The 23,241-nt window shown below is 70.2% G+C and carries 19 protein-coding genes and 1 pseudogene; 6 read left to right on the top strand and 14 right to left on the bottom strand.

The features are described 5' to 3' along the window. Window positions 1–35: 35 nt before the first annotated feature. A pseudogene (locus AB0J04_RS24945) lies at window positions 36–1,331 on the top strand (PQQ-dependent sugar dehydrogenase); the annotation flags it as partial. 686 nt (window positions 1,332–2,017) lie between these two features. Here AB0J04_RS24945 and AB0J04_RS24940 read toward each other — a convergent pair. Beyond that, window positions 2,018–2,860: a recombinase zinc beta ribbon domain-containing protein gene (locus tag AB0J04_RS24940; protein ID WP_363170766.1), complete on the bottom strand. Its 843-nt coding sequence runs from the start codon at window positions 2,858–2,860 to the stop codon at window positions 2,018–2,020. 131 nt (window positions 2,861–2,991) lie between these two features. Next, window positions 2,992–3,546 carry an aldehyde dehydrogenase family protein gene (locus AB0J04_RS24935; RefSeq protein WP_363170765.1) on the bottom strand — a complete coding sequence of 185 codons (555 nt, stop codon included), beginning with the start codon at window positions 3,544–3,546 and terminating at the stop codon, window positions 2,992–2,994. A gap of 134 nt (window positions 3,547–3,680) precedes the next feature. Between AB0J04_RS24935 and AB0J04_RS24930 the strand changes: the two genes are divergently transcribed. Further along, entirely contained in the window at window positions 3,681–4,427 is a 747-nt protein-coding gene (locus AB0J04_RS24930) for a GntR family transcriptional regulator (protein ID WP_363170764.1), read from the top strand. A gap of 94 nt (window positions 4,428–4,521) precedes the next feature. Here AB0J04_RS24930 and AB0J04_RS24925 read toward each other — a convergent pair whose 3' ends face one another. The 5 genes from AB0J04_RS24925 to AB0J04_RS24905 form a co-directional block, all read right to left on the bottom strand. After that, entirely contained in the window at window positions 4,522–5,301 is a 780-nt protein-coding gene (locus AB0J04_RS24925; RefSeq protein ID WP_363170763.1) for an SDR family NAD(P)-dependent oxidoreductase, read from the bottom strand. A gap of 13 nt (window positions 5,302–5,314) precedes the next feature. Further along, the gene (locus AB0J04_RS24920; RefSeq protein WP_363170762.1) at window positions 5,315–6,598 is read right to left on the bottom strand and encodes a substrate-binding domain-containing protein; all 1,284 of its coding nucleotides are present in this window, start codon (window positions 6,596–6,598) and stop codon (window positions 5,315–5,317) included. A 65-nt stretch (window positions 6,599–6,663) separates the two neighbouring features. Beyond that, the gene (locus AB0J04_RS24915; RefSeq protein WP_363170761.1) at window positions 6,664–7,716 is read right to left on the bottom strand and encodes a hypothetical protein; all 1,053 of its coding nucleotides are present in this window, start codon (window positions 7,714–7,716) and stop codon (window positions 6,664–6,666) included. Further along, window positions 7,716–8,741: an ABC transporter permease gene (locus AB0J04_RS24910; protein ID WP_363170760.1), complete on the bottom strand. Its 1,026-nt coding sequence runs from the start codon at window positions 8,739–8,741 to the stop codon at window positions 7,716–7,718. The genes AB0J04_RS24915 and AB0J04_RS24910 overlap by 1 nt, the downstream gene beginning before the upstream one ends. Further along, entirely contained in the window at window positions 8,738–10,309 is a 1,572-nt protein-coding gene (locus AB0J04_RS24905; RefSeq protein ID WP_363170759.1) for a sugar ABC transporter ATP-binding protein, read from the bottom strand. Before AB0J04_RS24905 ends, AB0J04_RS24910 begins: the two co-directional genes overlap by 4 nt. A 340-nt stretch (window positions 10,310–10,649) precedes the next feature. Here AB0J04_RS24905 and AB0J04_RS24900 point away from each other — a divergent pair, with 340 nt between their 5' ends. Both AB0J04_RS24900 and AB0J04_RS24895 read left to right on the top strand, forming a co-directional pair. Continuing rightward, window positions 10,650–11,609 (top strand): SDR family oxidoreductase, encoded by a 960-nt coding sequence (locus AB0J04_RS24900; protein ID WP_363170758.1) that lies wholly within the window; start codon window positions 10,650–10,652, stop codon window positions 11,607–11,609. Next, entirely contained in the window at window positions 11,606–13,207 is a 1,602-nt protein-coding gene (locus tag AB0J04_RS24895; RefSeq protein WP_363170757.1) for an FAD-binding oxidoreductase, read from the top strand. Before AB0J04_RS24900 ends, AB0J04_RS24895 begins: the two co-directional genes overlap by 4 nt. A 287-nt stretch (window positions 13,208–13,494) precedes the next feature. On the opposite strand, the gene AB0J04_RS24890 is transcribed toward AB0J04_RS24895, so the two are convergent. Genes AB0J04_RS24890 through AB0J04_RS24870 form a run of 5 tightly spaced genes read right to left on the bottom strand, consistent with a single transcriptional unit; the run spans window position 13,495 to window position 19,418 of the window. Continuing rightward, complete coding sequence (locus AB0J04_RS24890; RefSeq protein ID WP_363170756.1) at window positions 13,495–14,346, bottom strand: SDR family NAD(P)-dependent oxidoreductase; 852 nt, start codon at window positions 14,344–14,346, stop codon at window positions 13,495–13,497. Further along, window positions 14,343–15,920: an FAD-binding oxidoreductase gene (locus AB0J04_RS24885; protein WP_363170755.1), complete on the bottom strand. Its 1,578-nt coding sequence runs from the start codon at window positions 15,918–15,920 to the stop codon at window positions 14,343–14,345. Before AB0J04_RS24885 ends, AB0J04_RS24890 begins: the two co-directional genes overlap by 4 nt. Beyond that, entirely contained in the window at window positions 15,917–16,924 is a 1,008-nt protein-coding gene (locus AB0J04_RS24880) for an alpha/beta fold hydrolase (protein ID WP_363170754.1), read from the bottom strand. Before AB0J04_RS24880 ends, AB0J04_RS24885 begins: the two co-directional genes overlap by 4 nt. A gap of 56 nt (window positions 16,925–16,980) precedes the next feature. Then, window positions 16,981–18,222, bottom strand: coding sequence for an acyl-CoA dehydrogenase family protein (locus AB0J04_RS24875; protein WP_363170753.1), 1,242 nt, complete (start codon window positions 18,220–18,222; stop codon window positions 16,981–16,983). A gap of 29 nt (window positions 18,223–18,251) precedes the next feature. Further along, complete coding sequence (locus tag AB0J04_RS24870) at window positions 18,252–19,418, bottom strand: flavin reductase (RefSeq protein ID WP_363170752.1); 1,167 nt, start codon at window positions 19,416–19,418, stop codon at window positions 18,252–18,254. A 197-nt stretch (window positions 19,419–19,615) separates the two neighbouring features. Here AB0J04_RS24870 and AB0J04_RS24865 point away from each other — a divergent pair, with 197 nt between their 5' ends. Continuing rightward, window positions 19,616–20,851, top strand: a complete 1,236-nt coding sequence (locus tag AB0J04_RS24865) for an acyl-CoA dehydrogenase family protein (protein ID WP_363170751.1) — start codon at window positions 19,616–19,618, stop codon at window positions 20,849–20,851. Window positions 20,852–20,888: 37 nt separating this feature from the next. After that, window positions 20,889–21,308 carry a nuclear transport factor 2 family protein gene (locus AB0J04_RS24860; protein WP_363170750.1) on the top strand — a complete coding sequence of 140 codons (420 nt, stop codon included), beginning with the start codon at window positions 20,889–20,891 and terminating at the stop codon, window positions 21,306–21,308. A gap of 46 nt (window positions 21,309–21,354) precedes the next feature. On the opposite strand, the gene AB0J04_RS24855 is transcribed toward AB0J04_RS24860, so the two are convergent. Together AB0J04_RS24855 and AB0J04_RS24850 are read right to left on the bottom strand one after the other, a co-directional pair. After that, window positions 21,355–22,119, bottom strand: coding sequence for a GntR family transcriptional regulator (locus AB0J04_RS24855; protein ID WP_363170749.1), 765 nt, complete (start codon window positions 22,117–22,119; stop codon window positions 21,355–21,357). Between the two features lie 6 nt (window positions 22,120–22,125). After that, a complete protein-coding gene (locus AB0J04_RS24850) occupies window positions 22,126–23,238 on the bottom strand; it encodes a zinc-binding dehydrogenase (protein WP_363170748.1) in 1,113 nt (370 codons plus the stop codon). Window positions 23,239–23,241 lie beyond the last annotated feature (3 nt).

The raw sequence follows: 23,241 nt of genomic DNA, 5'->3' as shown, positions 1-23,241 counted from the left end.
CGACACACGTCGACGGACAAAGGAGTGACATTCCCATGGCCGCGTCTCCACCATCTCCCGGCGCCAGACCCCGAGTCCGTTCCCTGCTGATCCCCCTGGTCGTCCTCGCGCTGTTGCTGTCGGCCCTCGTCGCGCTCCCCGGCACGGCGCTCGCGGCGGCCGCCGACCCCCTCACCGACCCCATCCCCGAGCGGCCCGCCGCCTCCGGCATCGGGCTGACCGTCGAGGAGTACGCCTCCTTCCCGAAGACCGATCCACCGCCCGGCCCGGTCACCGATCCCCGGCTGATGCGGCACGCCCGCATCAACAACCTCAGCGAACTCCCCGACCGCTCCGGCAGAAAGGCCGTACCCGACCTCAACGGCAAGCTCTACTTAGTACGGGACGGCAGCAACCCCCACCTCTACCTGGACATAGCCGCCACCTTCTCCCCCGCGTTCTTCGCCAGCCGTGGCCTCGGCCAGGGCTTCGGGTTCGTCACCTTCGACCCCGGCTTCCGGCGCAACGGCCGCTTCTACACCGTGCACACCGAACTGGCCTCCGCCACCACCGCCGTACCCGACTACCGGCAGCAGGCGGCCACCGTCTACCACGGCGTCGTCACCGAGTGGACCGCCAACGACCCCTCGGCCGACACCTTCACCGGCACCCGCCGGGAGATCCTGCGCATCGGCTTCGCAGGCACGATCCACGGCATCCAGCAGATCGACTTCAACCCGACGGCCGGACCCCACGACCGCGACCGCGGACTGCTCTACCTCGCCGTCGGCGAAGGCGGCCAAGGCGCCAGGAACACAGAGCCGCAGAGCCTCTCCCTCCCGCACGGCAAGATCCTGCGCATAGACCCGCGCGGCACGAACAGCACCAACGGCAAGTACGGCATCCCGCCGGACAACCCGTTCGTGGGCGTACCCGGCGCACTCGGCGAGATCTACGCGTACGGCCTGCGCGACCCGCACCGCTTCAGCTGGGACCCGGCGGGCAGCCACCGTATGTACGTCGGCAACATCGGCCAGCACGCCATCGAGTCGGTCTACGAGGTGCGCGCGGGCGACAACTTCGGCTGGAGCGAACGCGAGGGCCCGTTCGTCTACGACAAGACGGCCACCGACCCCTGCGACCAGATCCTCCCCCTCCCCGAGGACGACGAGAAGTACGGCTACACCTACCCCGTCGTCGCCTACGACCACGACCCGCCCGCCGACTGGAACTGCACCTCCGACGTAGGCCGGGCAGTCGTCGGCGGCTTCGTCTACCGGGGCAGCGACCTCCCCGCCCTACGCGGCAAGTACGTCTTCGGAGACATCGTCGACGGACGTCTGCTCTTCGCCGACACCAAGGACATGCGGCGCGGCAGCGAGAAACTGGCGCAGCTGTACGACCTGATGCTGTACGACGCCAGCGGCAAGCGCGTCACGATGCAGGACCTGGCCCAGAGCACCCGGGTGGACCTGCACTTCGGCCGGGACGCCGCCGGCGAGCTGTACCTCCTGTCGAAGGCCAACGGCAAGATCTGGAAGATCACCGGCACCCGGACATTCGCTTCCTGCGACACCTACGGCTCCCGGCTCACCCACGTCATGGACGGCCGGAACTGGGCTCCCGTCACCCCGTCGAAGTGGCGCTTCCCGGGCCGAGAGGCCGTCCTCGCCGAGGCTGGCGTCCAGCGCCCCGGACCGCGCCGCCCCTACGAGTACGCCGTACTGACGGCGGGCCCGGCGGCGTACGGCGACGTACGGATCGACGCGGAAGTCCGCATAGACACCCCCGTCGAGACGACCAACCGGGACGTGATCATCGTCTTCGACTACCAGTCGGACACGAAGTTCTCCTACGCCCATCTGTCCCAGGACAACACGATCTACCCGCACAACGGCGTCTTCGTCGTCAACGACGCCGACCGCCTGCGCATCGACGACCAGTGGAACGGCACGACGGGCGCACCACCGGCCATCACCGACACCGCCTGGCACAAGGTGCGGGTGGTGCGCTGCGCGAGCACGGGCGAGATCGCGGTCTACGTCGACGGCTCGAAACGGCCGCTGATGACCGCTGTCGACACCACCCTCGCCTCCGGCAGGGTGGGCTTCGGGTCGTTCGACAACACCGGACGGCTTCGCGACCTGAAGGTTTCCTCTCCCTGAGAGTGCGCTGGGGGTGTGAGCAGCTCGCACCCCCAGCGGCCGGTCTCCCGTTGAGGCTCGCGGCGGTGACCAGGACGGTCAGCAGCAGGCCGGTCGTTAGCATCCAGGACTCCACCGCCGGCGAGACCCTGCTGAAGGTGATGGCTGCGGCGGGCCCGGTCGGCGTCCTGCGCGGCGCGTTCAAGCCGCCTCGACCACAGCCGTTCCAGCTCGGCCCGCTCGGCCAGGACCTGGTCGGCCGCGCGCAGGGACACCTCGACGGCGGCGGGCGTCAGTTGCTCTTCGACGAAGGCGTCGACGCAGGCGGAGTTGAGCAGCCGGCAGCTCTTCTGGGCGCCGTAGTTGGTCATGTCCCGGGCGCACACGTATTCGGGCAGGGCCTTGCTGTGCTGGGTGTGGTAGCGCACGCTCATGCGCCGGTTGCAGCGTCCGCAGTGCACCAGCCCGGCCGTGAGCGCGGGGCCGTCGCGGATGGCCCCCATGGCTTCGGCGCTGGCGCGGTTGGCCGCCAGTTTCGCCTCGTTCGCCTCGAACCGGGTGACGGTGATGTAGGCGGGCAGGACGTTCGGGATCATCACATGCCATCCGTCCCGGGAGCGGACGACCCGTCCGGTGCTCGGCCGGGCCGGGTCCTGGCGGCGCGGGTCGACCCGGTGCCGCCCATAGGCGTAGATGCCGGCATAGGCGGGATTGTGCAGCAGGGTCTGCAGCGTCATCCGGTTCGGCCTGCGCGTCGAGCCGGTCGTTGGCGGCGAAGGTGGCGGCGCCCTGGAGGGTGGCGCCCACGACGAGGGTGAAGTGGGCGGGGTCCCCTCGATGATCTCCCCGCGCCTCTGGGCGTCCGCGATTATCCGCTCCAGCGGTTGGCGTAGGTGATGGCGTCGTCGATGTCGCGGTAACCGAAGATCGGCAGGATGGGGCCGAAGATCTCCTCGTGAGCGATGCGCATGTCGTCGGCGACGCCGAGCACGACGGTCGGTGCGAGGGTGTGCGGACGGCCGTCCGCGTCGCCCGGCCGGTGTCCGACCTCGATGATCCGCGCCCCGTGAGCGCGGGCGTCCTCCATCAGGTCGGTGAGGATCTTGTGCTGCTTGTCGTCGATGATCGAGGTGTAGTCGTCGCTGGTGGGGCCGTCGGGGTAGGCGGTCTTCACCAGTCTGTCGTAGGTGGCGATGAAGGCGTCGATCTCGGGCGACTGCCGTGACCCGCATTGCCCGCGCGATGGTCGGAAGCCTGCGGGAAGGCATGAATACACACTCCCGGAGCCAGGCTCGCACGTCGTCACTCCACGGTAGCGATGTCGGCGGGCGCGCTGACGGTCGTCTTTCCCTTCCTGGCTCTTCCTCGCCCGGGCCGGCCTGTCATACAATCTTGCCGACTGCCTCACGGAGCGTCCGGACATCGACGCAATGCGTGGAGGCCCGCCGATCAGCCCATGTGTCAGGCGGTTGAACTTCCCGAGTCAGTCCGCGAAATTCGCGCGCGGAAGCTTGCTGCCGCTTGGGTTGTACGATCGCCGTACCGTATCCTGATCCCGTGACCGTATCAGGCAACTCAGCGCCCCGTAGCCCCGGAGAATCCGTCGATCTGGCCGCCCAGGTCGGCCGGGTCGCCGCACCTCTGCGTCAGCAGGTGCTCGATGTGCTGCGTCAGGCCATCCTCAGTTTCCACTACGCACCTGGTCAGCGGCTGGTCGAGCGCGAGCTGATCGAGGAGATCGGCGTCTCGCGCACCACCATCCGCGAGGCTCTGCGCGAGCTGGCGGCCGAGGGCCTGGTCAAGACCATCCCGCAGAAGGGCGCCGTCGTCGTGGTGCCCTCACTCCAGGAGGCGCTGGAGCTCTACGAACTGCGCGCCGCCCTGGAGGCGCTCGCCGTGCGCCGGTTCACCGAGGTCGCGTCGGACGACCAGGTGGCGGAGCTGCGCGCCGCGTTCGAACAACTGACCGAAGTGGCGAACGGCGACGGTGACACCCTGCGGATCCTCAAGGCGAAGGGCCAGTTCTACGACGTCCTGCTGCGCGGCTGCGGCAACCGCTCGGTCCACTCCACGCTCGGCGGTGTCCAGGCCCGCCTCAGCCTGTTGCGGGCCACCTCACTGGCCCAGCCAGGGCGCACCGCACGCAGTGCGCAGGAATTGCGCGCCGTGGTCGAGGCGATCGAGGCGCGCAATCCCGAGGCCGCCGTGCGTGCGTGCAACCACCACATCGAGCAGGCGAAGAGGGCGGGACTGGAGGGGCTGTCCGCCACCAGCGGGCTGCCGTTCAGCTCCGCCTCGCTCTGAGCCGCCTCGCCTGAGCCGCACCGCCGGGAGCCGGGAGCCGGGAGCCAGGGCGCGCGGTCCAGAACACGCGCTTGCGGTGACACGCGCTTGCGGTTCAGTGCATGACGTATCCGCCGTTCGGTGACAGCGTCTGGCCCGTGTAGAACGCCGATTCGTCGCCGGCGAGGAACAGGATCGTATGCGCGATCTCCTCTGCGGAGGCGGCCCGGCGCAGCACCCCCAGGCCGACGACGGCACGGCGGATCTCCCGGTCCGTCGGCAGCATCGGTGTGTCCGTCGCCCCGGGCGCCACCGCGTTGACCCGGATCCCGTCGTCCGCCACGAGCGCGGCCACCGCACGGGTCAGCCCCAGCACGCCGGCCTTGGACGCCGGGTACATGGCAGGCAGGGGGAAGTTGGCGAGGGCTCCCACGCTGGAGACGTTGACGACGGACCCACCCGACGGGGAGTTGCGACGCATGAGCCGCACGGCGGCTCGCACGGAGTAGAACGTACCGGTCAGGTTGACCGCTATGACCTCCGCGAAGTCCTCGTCGGTGAGCTCGCAGATGTCGGCCTGGGCGCCCGAGACGCCTGCCGCGTTCACCGCGATGTCGAGCCGTCCGAACTCGGTGAGAGCGCGTTCGTACGCGGCGTCCACCTGACCGCTGTCCCGTACGTCGGCACCGACCGGGATCGCCCCCGCGATCCCGGCCACCGCCCGGGCCGTCCCTTCGAGGTCCAGGTCCACGGCCAGGACCCGCGCTCCCTCGTCGGCGAAGCGGCTCACCGTGGCCAGCCCGATGCCCGATGCGGCGCCGGTGACCAGGGCGGTCCTACCGGCGAGCCGGCCGCCGGCCGGTGGCCGACGGCTCCCACTCGATGACGCTCCCATACGGCCCCGGTCCTCAGCTCGTCGCGGGGCCGGCGGGGTGGTCGAAGAACTTGTCGAGGTACGCCTGCGGCATCCACGCCTCGCCGTCCGCGACCTCTCCGAGATCGCTCGACTTCGCGCCCTTGGGCAGGTAGTCGGCCAGGTTCGCCTTGGTGATCAACGACGGCTCGCGGGTGATCGTGCCGACCTTCGGGCCCTCTCCCCCCATCACCATCATCCCGACGGAGAACAATGCCTTCGTCTCCTGCGTGCCGTTGCCGCCCGTACCGGCGGTCTCATAACCGTCGGCCGCCTCCAGCTCCTTCCAGGAGGCGAGCGACGAGGCGGACGCACCGGCGTCCACCACTTTGGGGACCTTCCGTCCGGTCGAGTCGAAGGCCGCGTAGACGCCGGAGCCCATGACACCGAGCTGCGCCACCATGTCGATCTTCTGCGGGTGGCTGGAGAGGAACTTCAGCAGCTCGGCCTTGGCCACGGGCGGCACGAAGGCGCCGTTGACCTCGCCGAGCACCTTCATGTCGGGGCATGCGGCCAGCACGTCCTTGACGGCCTGGTAGCCGATCTTCTCCGTCGACAGTCCCTGGAAGCCGCGGACGACGACGACATTGCCCTTGCCGTCGAGTTGCTTCGCGACGAGGGCGGTCGGCCGGGCGACGTTCAGGTAGGAGTTCTCCGCCACGTTCACGGCGTACTTGGAACGGATGGTGGAGGAGAGCGTGACCGTCACCACGCCCTTCTTGCCGGCCGCGTCGACCGCGGAGACCATCGCGTCGCCGGAGAGGGCCGTGATGAAGATGATGTCGACACCGGAGTCGACCAGTTCGTTGTAGCCGCGGATCTGCTCGGCCGGGGTCATGGTTGCCGGATCGGTCATGATGCGCTCGACGAGTTTGCCCTGGACCAGGCCCTTGGCCTTGGCGGCGGCGAAGCTCGCGTCCATCTGCTTGACGACGGACGCGGCGAACGCGTTCGAGACCGGCAGATACGAGAAGCCGACCTTCGCGGCGCGGTTCAGCTTCTTCTTGTCCCGCCAGGCGCTCGCGAACACGTCCTCGCCGTAGGCGTTGTAGGCCTTCTGAAGCTCCGCGGGCAGGGCCTTGACAGCGCCGTCGGGGTCCTTGGGCGCGATGGTCGGCACCTCACCGCAGGCGGCGGACGCCTTCCCCTGGGTGTCGGTCGCGTCGGAGGCGACTGTGCCGCCCGCCCCGCCACAGCCGGCGAGCAGGGCCGTGAGGACGATCCCGGTGGACGACGCCACGACGCTCCTGCCGGCGTGCCGGTAGCTGGATCTGTTCATGGTGAGCCTTTCGGAAACAGAGGAGAAGGAGAGAGAAGAGGAGAGAGGGAGAAAGAGGGGAGACGTCAGACCTGGTCGCGGAGCCTGCGCTCGCGGCCGTAGACCGCCATCGCTGCGAGGATCACGACGCCGTTGAGGATCTGCTGGTCGGCTTCCTGGAAGCCCAGCCCGACGAGCACGGTGGAGACCGCGGTGAGCAACAGGACGCCGACGGTGGTGCGGGTGTAGCTCCCGGGTCCGCCGAACGCCGTACCGCCGAGGACGACCGCGGCGATGCTCTGGAACAGGTAGGGGTTCCCCAGCCGGTTGTCGACGTTCCCCGCGAAGCCCGCCAGGACGACGCCGGCGAGGATCGCGAGGGCCGCCGCGACGGCGTACACCGTGACCCAGACCTTCCGGGTGCTGATGTGGGCGAGGTCCGCGGCCACCGGACTCGCGCCGGTGGCCAGCAGTCGCCGGCCGGGGCGGGTGCGGTGCAGCACCATGGAGACGACGGCGATCGCGAGTGCCCAGACGACCACCACGGGGGGCACGGGAATACCGAAGGTCGACGCCGTGGGGGCGCTCAGTCGGCTCACCCAGTCGGGGGCGCCCGCTCCGGTGCCGCCGCCGCTGAGGACGGAGGTCACGCCGACGGCGATCGAGCCCGCGGCGAGGGTGACGATGATCGGGTGGATGCCGAAGCGGTGGCACAGGTAGCCGACGAGACCGCCCATGGCGGCGCCGCAGGCGACGGCGACGGCGAGCATGACGGGCAGCGGCACTCCCGGGATGGCGCCGAACTGGGTGACGGTCACCGCGCCGGCCACGATGAACCCGGCGAGGGACAGGTCGATCCCCCTGATCAGTACGACGAGGGTCTGTCCGATCGAGGCGAGGCCGGTGAGCGCGCAGAGCACCAGGACCGAGCGCATGCTCGTCGGTTCGAGGAACCCCGGCATGACGGCCGCGCCCCACGCGAGAACGGCCACGGTGAGCAGGAGCTGGACGAGCGGGAACCGTCGCTGGAGGGAGAGGAGCCGCTGTCCGGCCGAGGGACCGTGGGCGGCCACCGGTGCCGGGATGTCGCCGACGGGGGCGAGGGGGGCCCTGTCGAGCGAGCCTTGCTGCGTGGTCATCATCGCCTTTCCTTCAGTTCTCGTGCCGCGACGGCCCCGAAGAGCACCGCGCCGATGAGCAGGACGCCGTAGATCACCTGGAGCCATGTCTGCGGCACCTGGAGCACACCGAGCAGGCTCTGCAGCAGGTAGATGGCGGCGGCGCCGGCGAGCGCGTTGGCGATTCCGCCGCCCCCGCCCTGCAGGGGGATGCCGCCGAGGGAGACGGCGGCGATCGCGATGAGCGTGTAGGAGGTGCTTGTGCCGGCCTCGGCCGTGGACGCCAGCCCGATGAGGACCAGGCCTCCCACCGCCGCCATGGCGCCGCCCAGGGAGTAGGCGAGGACGCGCACCGCGCCGACGGGCACTCCGCTGGTGAACGCCGTGACGTCGTTGCCGCCCACGGAGCGCAGCAGGCTGCCGTACGTCGTCAGCCTGGTGACCAGCAGCCAGAGGGCGGCGGGGACGGCCAGCGCGACGAGGCCGCCGGGGACCGGTCCCATCGACCCCGCGAAGCCGGCCATCCAGGAGCCGGAGATGGTGGTGGGGCTGGGCGACAGTTTGAGGTCGACGCCGGTGAGGACGAAGAACATGGCGAGGGTGACGACGATCGGCTGAAGTCGGCCCACGACGATGAGCACACCGGTGAGGGTTCCGACCAGCGCGCCCACCGCCATGAGGAGGGGCAGGGCGACGTACCCGCCGAGGCCGGCCGGTTGGAGCTGGGTCGCGTAGAGGAGACCGCTCAGCGTCATCAGCGGGCTGACCGACAGGTCGATGCCGCCGCGTCCGCTCATGATCGAGGGCACGCTCGCCATGGCGGCGATGCCGAGCGGGGCCAGGGCGGCCAGTTGGGAGGTGGCTCCGAAGCGGGGTTGCAGGGCGAGGTTGGCGATGAGGAGCGTGGCCGCCAGGAGGACCGCGAAGAGGCAGGTGTGGCGTGCGAACAGGGATCTGAGTGTGCGCCGGGGTGCGGGGGCCGTGTGCCGGGCGGGCCGGCCTGGCTTGTGGGCGGAGGTGCGGGAGGCGTGGTCGACGGTGCTCATGCGGCCACCGCCGCTCCGCCGAAGAAGGCGTCGACGAGCCGTTCCCTGTTCAGCTCTCCCCGGGTGAGTTCCGTGGCGAGCGAACCTTCCCGGAACACCAGGACGCGGTCCATCAGCTCGACGTGCTCGTCGACCTCCGAGGACAGCATGACGACGGTCAGCCCCTGCCCGGCCAACTCGCGCAGCAGCCGGTAGAGGTCGCGTTTGGCTCCCACGTCGATTCCTCTCGTCGGGTCGTTGAGCAGCAGGACGTCGGGGTCGGCGGCCAGCCAGCGGGCGATGACGACCTTCTGCTGGTTGCCGCCGCTCAGCGTGGTGATCGCGTCCGACGTACGGCCGAACCTGATGCCGAGCCGCTCCACGTAGTGGCGAAACCGCGTCTCGGCGGCGCGCTCGGACAGCAGCCCTTTCCTGACGTCCTGTTCGGCGGTGGCGATGGCGAAGTTGTCCAGGATGGACATCCACGGCAGGATCGACTCTCCGCGCCGGTCCCGCGCCACGTACGCGATGCCCAGGTCCCGCGCCTTGCCGGGGTCGGTCACCCGGTGTTCCCGGTCTCCCTCGATCCGTACGACTCCGTCGGTGTCGCCGTGCCCGACGAGGAGGCGGAGGAAATCGTCCTGGCCGTGGCCCTCCAGGCCGGCCAACCCGACGATCTCGCCCCGGCGCAACTGCGCCCGGCACGGCTCGCCGCCGGGCCGCAGGCGTGAGCCGGTGACCTTCAGGACGACCGGGCGTGCCTCGGTGGCGGAATCGGTGGCGGTGGCCGAATCGGTGGCGGTGGCGTCGGGGACCGCGCGGGCCGCGTCCTGCACCAGGTGCGCGCCACCCGTCATCAGCCGGATCATCTCGTCGTGCTCCCAGTCCGCGCCGAGGGTGCCCACCGTGCGGCCCGACCGGAGCACGGTGACGCGGTCGCCGATCTCCCGGATCTCGTCCATCCGGTGGGTGATGAGGACGATGCTCATGCCCAGCGCCGCCCGTTGTCTCACCAGGGCGAACAGGCGGGTGCGGGTGTCGTGGTCGAGGGCGGAGGTCGCCTCGTCGAGGATCAGCACCTTGGGGTCGCGCAGCAGCGACCGGGCGATGCCGCAGGCCTGGCGGTCGCTGAGCTGGAGCGAGCCGAAGGGGGCGTCCAGATCCGGCGGTGTGACGAGCAGCGCGGCGAGGATCTCCGCCGCCTTGGCACGGCGGCCGGCGTCACGGGTCACGGGGCGCAGCAGGCGGTCCGCGCCGAGCCACAGATTGTCCAGGACGGACCGGTTCTCGACGCCGAGCACCTCCTGGAACACCGTGTCGATGCCCGCGCGCAGTGCCTGGGCCGGGGTGCGCGGGGCGAAGGGCCGGCCGCCGACCGTCATGGAACCGGTGTCGGGGCGGTGCACCCCACTGAGGATCTTGACCAGCGTGCTCTTTCCCGAGCCGTTCTCCCCCACGAGGGCGTGCACCTCGCCCGGGAACAGACGGAGTGCGGCGTCCTGGAGGGCGACCGTCGGACCGAAGTGCTTCCGTAGGCCGTCGACCGCCAGCACGGCTTCCGGCTCAGCTGTGAGCGGGTGGGTCGGCACTGACCCCTCCTGACTTGGGTGACTGATTCCAGACGGGACCGAGAAGCATCCCAGATCGAATGATTGTCGTCTGGTCATACAATGTTTCAGGGCGAGGCAGACGGTAGCGCGTCGTCGAAACCGGCGTCCAGAGTCGAATCACCTCGAATTTGTTCGGTGACCGACGCCTGGACCAGCGGGTGGGGGAGGCGAACACGTCGACCGGCCCCTGGACCCCGGACCGCAGCAACGGTTCGCAGGAAAATCGAACCCGAGCTTAATTGTCGTCTCGTCATACAAAGAGTACGGTTGGCGAGCACCACCCGGGCGGGCCGGGTCGGCGAGCACCAAAGGAGTGCACGTGTACCTCATCACCGGTGCCAGCGGAGGGCTGGCCCAGACCGCAGCGGAGCTGCTGCTGGAGTCGGTCCCCGCCGACCAGGTCATCCTGACGACGCGGGCGCCCGGCAAGCTCCAGTCCTTCGCCGACCGTGGCGTCCACGTGCGGTACGCCGACTTCGCCGATCCGGACGGCCTCGAAGCGGCCTTCAGGGGGGCGGAGCGGATGCTGCTGGTGTCCACCGCCCAGGTCGGCACGAGAATCGGTCTCCACCGCAACGCGATCGACGCGGCCCGGCGCGCCGGGGTGCGGTACCTCGCCTACACCTCGATCGTCGGCGCCGGCGCCGCGGACAACGACGCCGTCGTCTGTCTGGAGCACCGCGCGACCGAGGAGATACTCCGCGAGTCGGGGCTGCGCTGGAACGCCCTGCGGGACGCCCAGTACGCGCAGGCGGTGGCCTACTTCATAGCGCCGGGCGCCGTCGCCACGGGCAGCATGGTCGGCGCCTGGGGCGAGGGCACGGTCGGGTTCGTCTCCAGGGAGGACTGCGCCGCGTCGGCCGTCGGTGCGCTGCTCGGGCGCGGCGCGGACGACCGGGCCTACGAGATCACCGGCCCGGAGGAACTGTCCTACCGTCAGGTGTGTGCCATGATCGCCGAGATCAGCGGCGCCGACATCGCGTACGTTCCGATCAGCGACGAGGAACAGTACGCCATCTTCGACTCCATGGGCGTGCCCCGGGAGTACGACGAGGAGGCTATCGCCGCCTCCCCGATCCCGTGGAACAGCGACGACATGGTCTCCTTCAGCCGGGCGGTCCGCCGCGGGCACATGTCGTCCCTCAGCGACGCCGTGCAGATCCTGGCCGGACGGGCGCCTCGCTCCATGCGCTCGGTGCTGAAGGAGGCCGCGGCCACCTGGCCGCCGGCCGCCCCGCCCGCCGACGCCACCGAGACCGTGGTGGAGGCCGCGCGATGAGCACCGACACGAACACCGACGCCGCCGACGACGGCACCTACCTCACCGACAAGGCACTGCGGCGCTTCGTCGACGTGCTCGGCGAGGACGGTGTCGTCCTCGGTGAGGGCCGCTTCCACGAGCAGTACCGCGACAAGTACTGGCACCGCGACGACGACACCTACGACCCCGCCGCCGTCCTGCTGCCGCGCAGCGCCGAGGAGGTGCAGGCGGTCGTCCGGATCGCGAACGAGTTCGGGGTGCCGATCTGGACCTCCTCGCAGGGCCGCAACTACGGCTACGGCGGCTCCTCGCCCCGCCTGAAGGCGACCGTCGTGGTCAGCCTGACCCGGATGAACCGCGTCCTCGAGATCAACCGCGACCTGGCGTACGCCGTGGTCGAACCGGGCGTGCGCTGGTTCGACCTGTACGACGCGCTGAAGGAGTCCGGGAACGAGGATCTGATGGTGACCGTCCCCGACCTCGGCTGGGGCAGCGTCATCGGCAACTCCCTCGACTGCGGGATCACCTACCAGCCCTACGGCGCCGACTTCATGGCACCGTGCGGCATGGAAGTCGTCCTCGCCAATGGCGAGTTGCTGCGCACCGGCATGGGCGCCATCCCGGACAACAAGTCCTGGCACACCTACAAGCGCGGCCTCGGACCGGTGCTCGACGGCCTGTTCGTGCAGTCCAACTTCGGCATCGTGACGCGGATGGGCTACTGGCTGATGCCGCGCCCGGAGGCGTACGCGCCGTTCTTCCTCACGGTGCCGCGGGACGAGCACCTGGAGCAGGCCGTCGACATCATCCGCCGGCTCCGCCTCGACGGCACGCTGCGCGGGGTGCCGAGCATGTACAACACCGTGACGCTGGCGGCCCAGTTCCCCGACGTGATGGGCCGCTTCGCGGGTGCCGACGGCGCCTTCAGCGAGGAGACCCTGAACGAGATGGCCGATGCCACCGGGCTCGGCCGGTGGGCGCTGCGCGGGGCGTTGTGGGGGGACGGCCCCGTGGTGGAGCACCAGTTGGCGAAGATCCGGGCGGCGTGGAGCGCGGTTCCCGGCGGACAGGTGCTCTTCGAGCGGACGTACGGGCCGCAGGAGTACGACGAGATCCGTTCGATCCCCGACAAGTGCCAGGGGGGTCTGCCCGGGCTCGATCTGCTCGACGCCATTCCGGAGGGCGTCGCCCATATCGGCTTCTCCCCCGCGATTCCGCTGGTCGGCAGTGATGTACGGGAGGTCGTGGACCTCTTCGACCGGATCGTGCGGGAGCAGGTCGGGGTCAATGTGGCCGGCGGGTTGCTCATCATCAATGAGCGGACGGCGCTGTACGTCACCGGGCTCAACTACGACTACCGGGACGCGGAGCAGTGCCGTCGGGCCTACGACGCGCTGAAGGTGCTCGTGGCGGAGGCGGGGCGACGCGGGTACGGCGAATACCGTGCGCACCTGGACTTCATGGACCTGGCGTCGGCGCAGTACTCCTTCAACGACCACGCCTACCGCCGGTTCTGCGAGACGATCAAGGACGCGGTGGATCCGAACGGGATCCTGTCGCCGGGCCGGCACGGGATCTGGCCGGAGAACCTCCGCCACCTGGCTGATCGCGGCTGAGACGGCGACGGACATGCTGTGGGGCCCCGACCGAGTCGGGGCCCCACAGCATGTCCGTTTCTCTTCAAGCCCGCGGATGGCGCGCCGCTACCGCATTTCCCGCGCTGCGGCGAACGGCTGTGCCGTGTGCTGGGTGTCCATGTACTCGCGCAGTGTCCTGACGCGGTCGCCCGCGACCTCGTAGACGTTGGCGTACCGGTTGGCGTACGGGCTTCCGTCGCAGAGGAAGCGGGTTCCGGTCCTGGCGGTTGAGGGCGTCCACGAAGGCTCTTACGGCGTCCTCGGGGTCAGTTGCCGTCAGAGTTCTCCTCCCGTGCGGCAGCCCCGCGTCGGAACGCCGCGTCGATCGCGGCCGCGCGCTCGGCGACCATGGGGTACCACTCGGGATGCGTGACGATGTGGGTCTCGCCGCGGGCCAGGGCAGCGAGTACGACGTCTCCCACCTCGGTCGGGTCCAGCCAGCGCAGCTTGGCCAGCTCCTCGTTGTCGGAGATGTCGTTCTGCACGAAGCTGCTGCCACCCTGGGTCTTCGCGGGCCTGGTGCGCAGGCTGCGGGCGATGTTGCTGCGGACGGTGCCCGGCGCGAGCACGGCGGCGCCCACGTTCGAGCCCTCCCGCTCCAGTTCGTGCGCGAGCGCCTCGGTGAGGCCCATGATGGCGAACTTCGTCGTGGCGTACGCCCCCAGTCCGGGCATGTCGGCGACGAAGCCGCCCATGGAGGACGTGTTCACGATGTACGCCGGCTCTCCGTGCCGTTTCAGCAGCGGCAGGAAGGCGTGGACGCCGTGGATGACACCGTCGAGGTTGACGTCGAGGATCCACTTCCAGTCCCCGAGTGTCATGTCCGCGATGCGCGACTCGGGGGCCACCCCGGCGTTGTTGAACACCAGGTGCACCTTGCCGAACCGCTCCACGACCTGACCGGCCAACGCCAGCACGCTCGCCGCGTCGGTGACATCGGTACGTATCCCCACCGCCCCGATCTCCTTGGCGGCCGCCTCCAGCGGGTCCTCCTCGATGTCGGCGATCACCACCTGGGCACCGCGCTCCGCCAGCCGCTGGGCGATGCCCTTGCCGATGCCCGACGCGCCGCCGGTGACGACGGCGACGAGGCCGCTCACTTCCTCGATCACGGTCACGCGACGGCCTTTCGGTAGGAGGCGGGCCAGACGCCGTGCCGGCCCGGGGACAGGATCCCGTTCGGGTCCACCGCGTCCTTGATCCGCTCGACGAAGCGCCGGTAGGCGTGGTCGTTGAAGGAGTACTGGTCGGCCGCCAGGTCCATGAAGTCCAGGTGGGCGCGGTACTCGCCGTACCCGAGCGCCCCCACCTCGCTCACCAGCATCTTCGCGGTGTCCACCGCCGCGCGTACCTGCTTCTCGTCGCGTGTGTCGAAGCTGATGCTGCTGACGACGATGGCACTGCGGTCGTTGATCGGGAAGATCGCGCAGACGAAGTTCGTTCCGGCCCGGTCGATGACCAGCCGATGGATCACGTCCACGACGCGGCGCACCTCGCCGCCGGTGAGCGGCACCACCGGCGAGAAGCCGATGTGGCCGACGAACTCCGGGACGACCTCCATCAGGTCCATGCTCGGGATGCCGGCCTGGACCTTCTCCATGAAGGTGTTCAGCTCGCCCCACTCGTGGCACAGATAGGTGCGGTGGTGGTCGACGCGCGAGCCGTCGATGGCCGACCACGCCTCACGGATGCGGCGCAGGTGGTGTTCGACGACGGGCCCGTCGCCCCACAGCGCGGTGCGCAGCCCCCAGCGTCCGATGCGGGTGCGGGCGGCGAGGCCGTCCAGTGCCTCCTCGCTCGCCGGTCCCTCGGCGCCCATGAACTCGCCCAGCAGCTCGGGGAACTGGGCCGCCATGGTGATGGTGTTCTGCAGGTTCGGCACCCCCCGGATCACCCCGTCGAGGCGGAGTTCGCGGACGATGTCGACAGCCTGGGCGAGCTGGTCGTCCCGGGGGACGGTGAGGTAGAGCGGCGCGTACGCCTCCGGGCGGCGCTGGAGCCAGACGCCCGCGCGCGTGACGACGCCGTAGTTGGACTGGATGAACAGCGGGTCGAGGACCGGGCCGAGGCCACGCTGGTAGACGTGCCAGGAGGGGTTGTCGGGGATGGCGCCCATGCCGGTGCGCAGCACCTCCCCGTCCGCGAGGACCACCTCCATCCCGCACAGTTTCTGGAAGTCGGAGCCGTTCGGGCCGTAGGTGACGCCGTTGTCGAGGGAGTTGCCGATGACGCTGCCCCAGCCGAGGTCGGGGATCGAGCACCACAGGTCGCCGCTGCCGGACGCCTCCAGTGCTTCGTACAGGTCGAACCAGCGCACACCCGGCTCGACCACGGCGTACGCCAGTTCGCGGTTGATCTCCAGGACCCGGTTCATCCGGCGGAAGCTGATCAGGAGGGAGCCTCGGACGCGGGGCGACGGGCCGCCGTAGCCGTTGTTGCGGCCCTGGGAGGAGGTCCACACGGGGATGCGGTACTCGTTCGCGATCCGTACGATCTCGCGCACCTGGTCGGTGGAGGTGGGGAAGACGACGGCGGAGGAGTCGTAGGTGCGGTCGCCCTGGAACCAGTACGGGTCGCGGTAGGTGTCGCGTTCGGCGTCGGTCAGCAGGACGGCGTCCGCACCGACCAACTCGGTCAGGAGGCGCACCGCCTCGTCCGGCAGGTCCGTGTGCTCCTGCGTGGTCGTCGTCATCGTGAGCTCTCCAGTCCGTCCAGCCAGGCGATGACCGGCTTGACCGTCTCGGCGGAGTTGGCCTCCAGGATCAGCCCGTGGCCGTTGCCGACGATGCCGGCGTCGGCCAGCGGGAGCAGTTCGGCGTCCGCGCCCACCGTGCGCAGGAAGTCGACCAGGGGCGGGGACTGGGCGGCGCTGCCGGACGCGCTGCCGGTGACGACGACGATGGGGGTGCCGCTGAGGCCGGGGATGCGGTGGCCCGCGGGGTCGGCCTTCAGCCGGTCGGGGGCGTCGATGGCGGGCTCGGTGGTGAGCTCGGCGTACGTCAGGCCATAGGTGATCTCGCCGAGGCCGGGGAAGTCGGCGTACGGCGGTCCCATCGGTTCGATCGCGACGATGGCCTCGACCAGGTCGGGACGTCGGTTCGCGGCGAGCCAGCCGGCCGGGCTGCCCGCGGAGTGGGTGATGAGCACCGCCGGGCCGATCCGGTCCAGCAGGGCGGCGATGCGCTCCCCGTCCATGCGCTGGCCCTCGGCGAAGTCGGCCAGGAAGAAGCCCATCGCTGATGTGAGCTGCTGGAACTCGGGGCCGTCGAAGGTGCGGTCCCAGGGCCACTGGGTGTGGGACCCGGCGGCTTCCGGGGGCGCGAACAGGAAGCTCGCGAACTCCAGTGGCAGCGGCGGGGCCACCGGCCCCAGTCCGTCCGGGTGGTGCGGCGAGCGGCCGTGGCCGGGTCGGTCGACGACGTACACCGCGTATCCGGCGCGTACGAGGTCGTAGGCCCAGCCCGGGCGGCCGTCCGGGGTGCCGAGCCAGTCGGTGCCCTGGCCGCCGCCACCGTGGACCAGGACGAGCGGGTGGGGGCGGGTGACCTCCGCGGGTGCCAGCCACTCGACGTACAGCGGTCCACGCGGAAGGGTGCCGTGCGGGGTGGGGATCTGCTCGCCCGGTATCCAGAAGAAACCGGTGCGGAGGGTGATCGGCTCGACCCGGTCGTCGAGATGGGGCGGAATGTCGGTCATGCTCGGTCGTCCTGTCTCGGCGGCCCAACAGGGAGGAAGGGGAAGGGAGTCGGCGGTCAGCGGGCCTCGGGCGGCGGGATCTCCAGAAGCAGGTTGGCCGTGTTGCGGAACGCCTGCTCGCGCAGCATCGGGTTGCGGTGGGTGAGGAGCGAGCTCATGTCGCGGAAGATCCGGTCGAACCGCTCGCCCTGCCGCATGGAGCCTGAGCCGACGACGCGCAGCAGGTCGTGTTCGAGCGTCTCCCAGAGCTGGATGATGATCTCCCGGACCACGCAGGCCAGGCTCCAGTCGTCGACGAAGGTGTACTCGCGGCTGCCGTCGACCGTGGCGCGGCAGAACTCCTCGTGCTGAGCGATGACGCCGTCCAGCGCCAGTTCGGCGGTCCTGATCTTCGTCCAGGCCGCGCCGTAGTGCCGCTGGTAGTCCACGTCGTACAGGCGGAGTCGGACGGGCGGGAGCGGGGTCTTGCGGGTGCGCATGAGGCGTTCGAACTCGTCGAGGGCGTGGTACAGCCCGCCCACCGCCAGGCTGGCCAGGGACACGGTGAAGGTGAGCAGCCCGCGTCCGGCGTACATGGGGTTGCCGTGCAGCTGGGAGCCGACGGTGCCGTCCTTGACCGGGATGTCGATCATGTTGGCGTCCTCCACGACCAGCTCGGCCTCGACGAAGGCGTCGGTGAAGCGGATGCTCTCCGAGCCGGTGGCCTTCAGGCCGGTCGACTCGCCCCAGTTGTGCAGACGCTCGAAGGTCTCCTCGGGCGCGAGGAACATGCCCATCGCCGGGGCGGAGCCGTCCTCCTGCTCGACCATGAGCTGGCCGAGGTACCAGGTGGAGTGAGGGATGCCGGAGCAGTAGTCCACGACGCCGTTGAGGACGTATCCGCCGTCGGTCTTCTTCGCCCTGACCGTCGGCGCGGACACCGACGCGGCCCGGAAGTCGTGGTTGCCGAACGCCCGGTCCTGGACCTCCTCGGGGTACCAGGAGGCGACGTGGAGGGCGTGGTTCGCGGCCAGTGCGAAGCACCACGCGCTGCCCATGTCGCCGCGGGCGAGTTCCTTGCAGACCGCGAAGAACGTCCGGGGCGAGACCTCGAGGCCGCCGTACCTCTTCGGGACGAACATGTCGTAGAAGCCGTTCGCGACGAACTGCTCGTGGAGGTCGTCGGGGAGGTGGGTCAGCCGCTCCGCCTCCTCCTGGCGGGCGAGCAGTTCCTCGCGCATCGCCCGGGCCCGCCCGACGAGTTCCTCCTGCGAGGGCACGGCCAGGTCGGGCTGTGCGGCGACGTGTGCTGTGGTCATCGAATCTCCTATGCGGGGCGTGGCCGGGTTCAGGCGACGGGGTTCGCGTCGGTGGCGCGGCGCAGTTGGTCCTCGCGGCGCATCTCCAGCGGACGCCGCGCGTGCTGCCGGAGTACGCCGGAGACCTGGGCCAGGTCGCCGGCCTCGTATCCCTCGACGAGCCGGCGGTGGTCGTCGAGGAGGGAGCTGGAGGCGTAGCTCGCCGCGTCGAGCGCGCGCAGGTTGAGGCCCGGCAGGCAGAGGCGGCGGTAGGTGTCGAGCAGGATCGTGGATCCGGCGAGGTCGACCATGTACTCGTGGAAGCGCTCGTTGGCGCGCACCCAGCCCTCGGGGTCGGTGAACCGGCCGTCCTTGACGAAGCCGAGGGTGTCCTCCATCAGCTCGCGCAGCCGCGCCAGTTGCCCGGCGGTCACCTTGCCGACGGTCAGTTCCGCGACGCCCGTCTCGATGGCGAGCTTGGCCTTGTAGACGTCGTCGATGATCGAGTCGGGGACGGGTGCGATGAGGTACTCCCCCGCCTGACGCCGGATGAGCCCCTCGTCGGCGAGGGCGACCAGGGCGCGGTGGACGCGGTTGGTGTCCACCCCGAGGTCCTCGGCCCAGCGACCGGTGTCGATGATCTCCTCGACGTCGCTGCCGGCGTCGAGGACGCGGGCGCGGACCTCGCGCAGGACGCCGGCTTCCGGCGCCGTCTGCATCCGGCCGAAGCGGCCGCGGAAGTAGGCCAGCGGATGGCCGGGGTACGACATCGCCTCCTCGACATGGGCGAGGAACACGTAGTGGGTGCCGGCCTCGACCTGTTCGGCGACCCGGCAGATCAGGTGGGCGATGGCGCCGACGAGCAGGGGAGAGCCGTTCGACGCGGTCTCGGTGGGCACGCCGTCGTACTTGTCCGCTACGCGCGAGGCGAAGCGGGTCGCCAGCTCCACGTGGTCCTCGGCGAGGACGTTCACCGCGAAGGCGCCGCTGTCGCGCACCGCCGCGGCGGTGGCCGAGTTCCGGTTGAGGCAGATCAGCAGCATCGGGGGATCGTCGGTGAGCGAACTGACCGCGCTCGCGGTACTGCCGTACCGGATGCCGCCGCTCTCCGTCGTGATGACGGTGACGCCGGTGGCGAACCGTCCGATGACGTCGCGGAACTCCCGCGCGGTGACCGGGCGGGAGCCGGACCGGGTGACGGATGACGGCGTGGACATCACAACCAACTCCTCTGAAGTCCCGGACCGGGGGCATGGGGCCTGCGGGGGACTGTATGACGATCGCACAATGACGTAAAGGGGGAGGCGAGGGGCGAGTACCAGAGTCGATGCACTGGTCGGCGACCCCATCTAGCGCCGTTCTCTGCATGCCTATAATATCGTCATACAAAGTTACGTGTCGAGAGGACAGCCCGATGAGCGCAAGCCTGTATGCCGCGGACTCCGCCCCTCAGCCTGCGGCGGAGGGCACGGTCGATCACCTTCTCGAGGTGGCGACGAGGCTCCGCCCGGTCCTACGGGCCGCGCAGGCGGAGCACGAGGCGCTCGGTGGTTACTCGGAGGCGATCCACAAACAGCTGCTCGACGCCGGCTTCTACCGGATGCTCCACCCGAAGCGGTACGGGGGCCTCGAACTGCCGCTGGAGGACTTCCTCCGGGTGGCCGTGGAGATCTCACGCGGCGACCCGGGTGTCGGCTGGTCCTTCGTCCTCGGCGCCGGACACGCCTGGCACGTGGCCTCCTTCTTTCCCGAACAGGCCCAACAGGAGCTGTTCGCGGGAGACCTCATCGCGCCAGGGCGCACCATCCCGCGTGGCCGGGCGGTCCGCACCGCGCACGGCTACCGGCTTTCCGGCACTTGGGACTACTGCTCGGGCTCGATGTGGAGCACCCACGCGATGCTCGTCGCCTCCACCTTCACCGAGCGGGACGAGCCGCTCGGGCTGCGCGCGTTCATCGTCCCGCGATCCGACTACGAGATCCTCGACGACTGGTCCGGCGTCCTGGGCATGCGGGCCTCCAGCTCGAACTCCCTCCAGGTCACGGACGCGCTGGTCCCCGAACACCTCAGCGTGGTCTACGACTTCAAGGACCACACGCTGGGCGACACGGGCACCGTCGGCTACCGGCTGCACCGCAACCCGATGTACCTGGGCCGCACCCTGGCCTTCTTCAACTGTGAGCTCGTCGCCACCCAGATCGGCGCCGCCTGGGCGGCCTTCGACGCCTTCGACGAGCTCATGGCCACCCGCCCGACGAGCTTCCCTCCGATGATGCCGCGCACCGACTCCGCCGAGTTCCACCGCTGGTACGGCAAGATGCTCGCCCAGATCGACGCGGGCGAGACCCTGCTGCTCGGCGCGATGCGCCAGTACACCGAGCTGGGACGGCGCTGGGAGCGCACCCGCCAGGAGTTCACACCCGAGGACGACGCCCGGCTGCGCGGCGTCATCCTGCAGGGCGCCCAGCTGGCGAACCAGGCTGTCGACCTGGCGTTCTCCACCGCCGGATCCAGCTCGGCACGGCTCGGGTCGCCCATGGAGAAGTACTACCGGGACGTCGCGATGTTCAAGACGCACATCGCCGCCAAGTGGGACGTCACCTACGGGTCGGTCTCGCGCTTCCACTTCGGACAGCCGCTGACCTTCTGACACCTCCGTCGCCATCCCTGCCGAAGAGAGAACCTCCATGGCCATCGACCCCAAGGACGTCGTCCAGGCCTTCGTGGACACGCTCAACCGCCAGGACTGGGACCGTCTCGGCGAGCTGATCACACCGGACTTCACCTATACGATCCAGGCCTACGACCTGCCGGGCGCCGGCGCGCCGATGAACGGGGAGGCCCTGGTCGGGGTCCTCTCGCAGATGCTCGCGCTCTTCGACGCGACCGGCCCCCAGATCGAGATCACCCGCCTCGTCGGCGAAGGGAGCCGGGTCGTCGCCGAGGCCGTGGGCAGCGGCTTCTTCCGCGACGGAAGCCGCTACGACAACCGGTACGCGAACGTGTACGAAATCTCCGCCGACCGGGTCAGCGCGGTCCGCGAGTACATGGACACGCAGCGCACCGCGCAGTCGTTCGCGGCGGTGACCTCCGAGCGGGGAGGCTGAGGCGGCGCCCTGGGAACGGGACAGCGAAGGGGATCCAGGAGCGGTTCTACCGCTCCTGGATCCCCTTCAGGCCCTCAAGGACGTTGGCGGCCACGCGCCGCATGTGCTTGGCATAGATCTCGACCGCGGTGTCCGCGTCCCGCTCCCTGACTGCGGCGACGATGTCGCGCAGTTCCTGGATCACTTCGGCGTGGTTCGTCGACATGCCCTTGACCACCAGGACGCGCACCTTGGCCTGGACGCCCTCCACCAACTGCCGCAGCACCTCGCTGCCGGCGCCGTCGTGCAGGACGGAGTTGAAGTCGCGCCGCGCGTCGAGCACGTCACGCGGCTCGGCGTCGTCCCGCGAGGCGACCTCGGCGAAGTGCTCCGCCGCCGCTTCGAGGGCGTACACCTTGGAACGCGGCGCCTTCTCGATGAACCGTCGCACCAGCAGCGTCTCCAGCGCGCACCGGACCTCGTAGAGGTCGCGCGCCTCGTCCAGGGTGGGCACCGCGACCACGGCGCCCTTCTGGGGCACGACCTTGATCAGCCCCTCGGAGGTCAGCTCCCGCAGTGCCTCCCGAACCGTGGTGCGGGAGACGTCGAGCTGCTCGACGAGCTCGCGCTCGACGAGGCGGCGGCCCGGCTCCAGACGGAAGTCGAGGATCGCCTCGCGCAGAGCCGTGACGACCTGCTCGCGCAGCGGTGCGGCGACACGGCCGACGGGGCTGGTGGTCCAGGCCGGGGCGAGAGAGTTCGAGGTCGAGGTCGAGGTCGAGGTCGTGGTCGTGGTCGTGGTCGTGGTCGTGGGCTTAGGGGCCCGGGGCATGATCCCTCACTCCTGCGTAGGTGGTTGACGGCGGAAGGACGTGATGACCCCGCTGAGGTCCCGGAGCTCTCCGGAGGCGTACAGCGCCTCGTTGATCCGGTCGAGGGCGTACCGCGCCGTCACGATCGGCCGGGCGTCGTACTCACCGCTCTCCAGGAGCTCCACGCAGCGGGGCAGGTCGCGGGACATGACGCTCTGTCCGTTCTGGCAGGACAGGATCCGTCTGCCGTGGATCGCGACGGCGTTCTGCGGCAGCGAGATACGGCCGTCCGCCCACTGCACGCCCGTCAGCACGACCGTCCCGGCCCGCCGTGACATGGCGACCGCCTGCTGCACCGCCTGTTCGGGGCCCGCGGCCTCGACGACCACGTCCGCGCCCCGCCCCTCGGTGAGGGACCGGACCTGTTCGACCGGATCGCCCTGCGTGGGGTCCACGACATCGGTCGCCCCCAGCCCGGCGGCCGTGGCACGGCGGTCGGCCAGCAGGTCCACACCGACGATCCGGCCGGCGCCGGCGACCCGGGCGGCCTGCACGCACCACAACCCCAGGTGTCCCAGACCGACGACCGCGACGGACGCGCCCGGCGGGACCTCGGCCACGTTCATGATCGCGCCGTGCCCGGTGGTGATGCCGCAGCCCAGCAGGCTCAGGTGCGGGGCGGGCAGCGAACTGTGCACGGGCCACACCTGGCTGCGGTCCGCGAGGATGAACTCGGCGTACGCTCCGACGCGACCGGCCGCGCGGACCGGACGGTCCGCCGGGTCGGTGGCGACGACCGGCTCGGGGCTCTCGAAGAGACGGGCGCACTGGTCCGGCCGGCCGATGCCGCAGTAGAAGCACGCGTCGCACTGCGGCGTCCCGGCGACGACCACGAGGTCACCGACGCCGTAGCCGCGACCGTGGGCGCCGCCGTCGCAGCGCTCGACCACGCCCAGCGCGGTGTGGCCGAGCACGACCGGCGGCTTCTTGCCGCGCATCGCCCGCCAGCCGAGCCAGTCGGTGGAGCAGAACGGCGCGGCGACCGTCCGTACGAGTACCTCGTGCTCGGCCGGTTCGCGCAGGGTGAGCTCCCGGACCGGCATGGGGGCGCCGAACGCCTCCAGTACCGCTGCTCTCATCTC

Source organism: Streptomyces sp. NPDC050263 (assembly GCF_040655955.1).
Classification (GTDB): Bacteria; Actinomycetota; Actinomycetes; order Streptomycetales; family Streptomycetaceae; genus Streptomyces.
Note: the sequence above shows the minus strand (reverse complement) of the source record. Positions and strands in the feature narration are given on the sequence as shown.

What these genes read in the sequence shown, in the direction of transcription:
- AB0J04_RS24895 (WP_363170757.1), top strand. Translation starts at nt 11,606, where the DNA reads ATGAGCACCGACACGAACACCGACGCCGCCGACGACGGCACCTACCTC.
- AB0J04_RS24875 (WP_363170753.1), bottom strand. Translation starts at nt 18,222, where the DNA reads ATGACCACAGCACACGTCGCCGCACAGCCCGACCTGGCCGTGCCCTCG.
- AB0J04_RS24870 (WP_363170752.1), bottom strand. Translation starts at nt 19,418, where the DNA reads ATGTCCACGCCGTCATCCGTCACCCGGTCCGGCTCCCGCCCGGTCACC.
- AB0J04_RS24860 (WP_363170750.1), top strand. Translation starts at nt 20,889, where the DNA reads ATGGCCATCGACCCCAAGGACGTCGTCCAGGCCTTCGTGGACACGCTC.
- AB0J04_RS24880 (WP_363170754.1), bottom strand. Translation starts at nt 16,924, where the DNA reads ATGACCGACATTCCGCCCCATCTCGACGACCGGGTCGAGCCGATCACC.
- AB0J04_RS24850 (WP_363170748.1), bottom strand. Translation starts at nt 23,238, where the DNA reads ATGAGAGCAGCGGTACTGGAGGCGTTCGGCGCCCCCATGCCGGTCCGG.
- AB0J04_RS24935 (WP_363170765.1), bottom strand. Translation starts at nt 3,546, where the DNA reads ATGTCCGGACGCTCCGTGAGGCAGTCGGCAAGATTGTATGACAGGCCG.
- AB0J04_RS24915 (WP_363170761.1), bottom strand. Translation starts at nt 7,716, where the DNA reads ATGACCACGCAGCAAGGCTCGCTCGACAGGGCCCCCCTCGCCCCCGTC.
- AB0J04_RS24865 (WP_363170751.1), top strand. Translation starts at nt 19,616, where the DNA reads ATGAGCGCAAGCCTGTATGCCGCGGACTCCGCCCCTCAGCCTGCGGCG.
- AB0J04_RS24855 (WP_363170749.1), bottom strand. Translation starts at nt 22,119, where the DNA reads ATGCCCCGGGCCCCTAAGCCCACGACCACGACCACGACCACGACCACG.
- AB0J04_RS24920 (WP_363170762.1), bottom strand. Translation starts at nt 6,598, where the DNA reads ATGAACAGATCCAGCTACCGGCACGCCGGCAGGAGCGTCGTGGCGTCG.
- AB0J04_RS24885 (WP_363170755.1), bottom strand. Translation starts at nt 15,920, where the DNA reads ATGACGACGACCACGCAGGAGCACACGGACCTGCCGGACGAGGCGGTG.
- AB0J04_RS24940 (WP_363170766.1), bottom strand. Translation starts at nt 2,860, where the DNA reads ATGACGCTGCAGACCCTGCTGCACAATCCCGCCTATGCCGGCATCTAC.
- AB0J04_RS24910 (WP_363170760.1), bottom strand. Translation starts at nt 8,741, where the DNA reads ATGAGCACCGTCGACCACGCCTCCCGCACCTCCGCCCACAAGCCAGGC.
- AB0J04_RS24925 (WP_363170763.1), bottom strand. Translation starts at nt 5,301, where the DNA reads ATGGGAGCGTCATCGAGTGGGAGCCGTCGGCCACCGGCCGGCGGCCGG.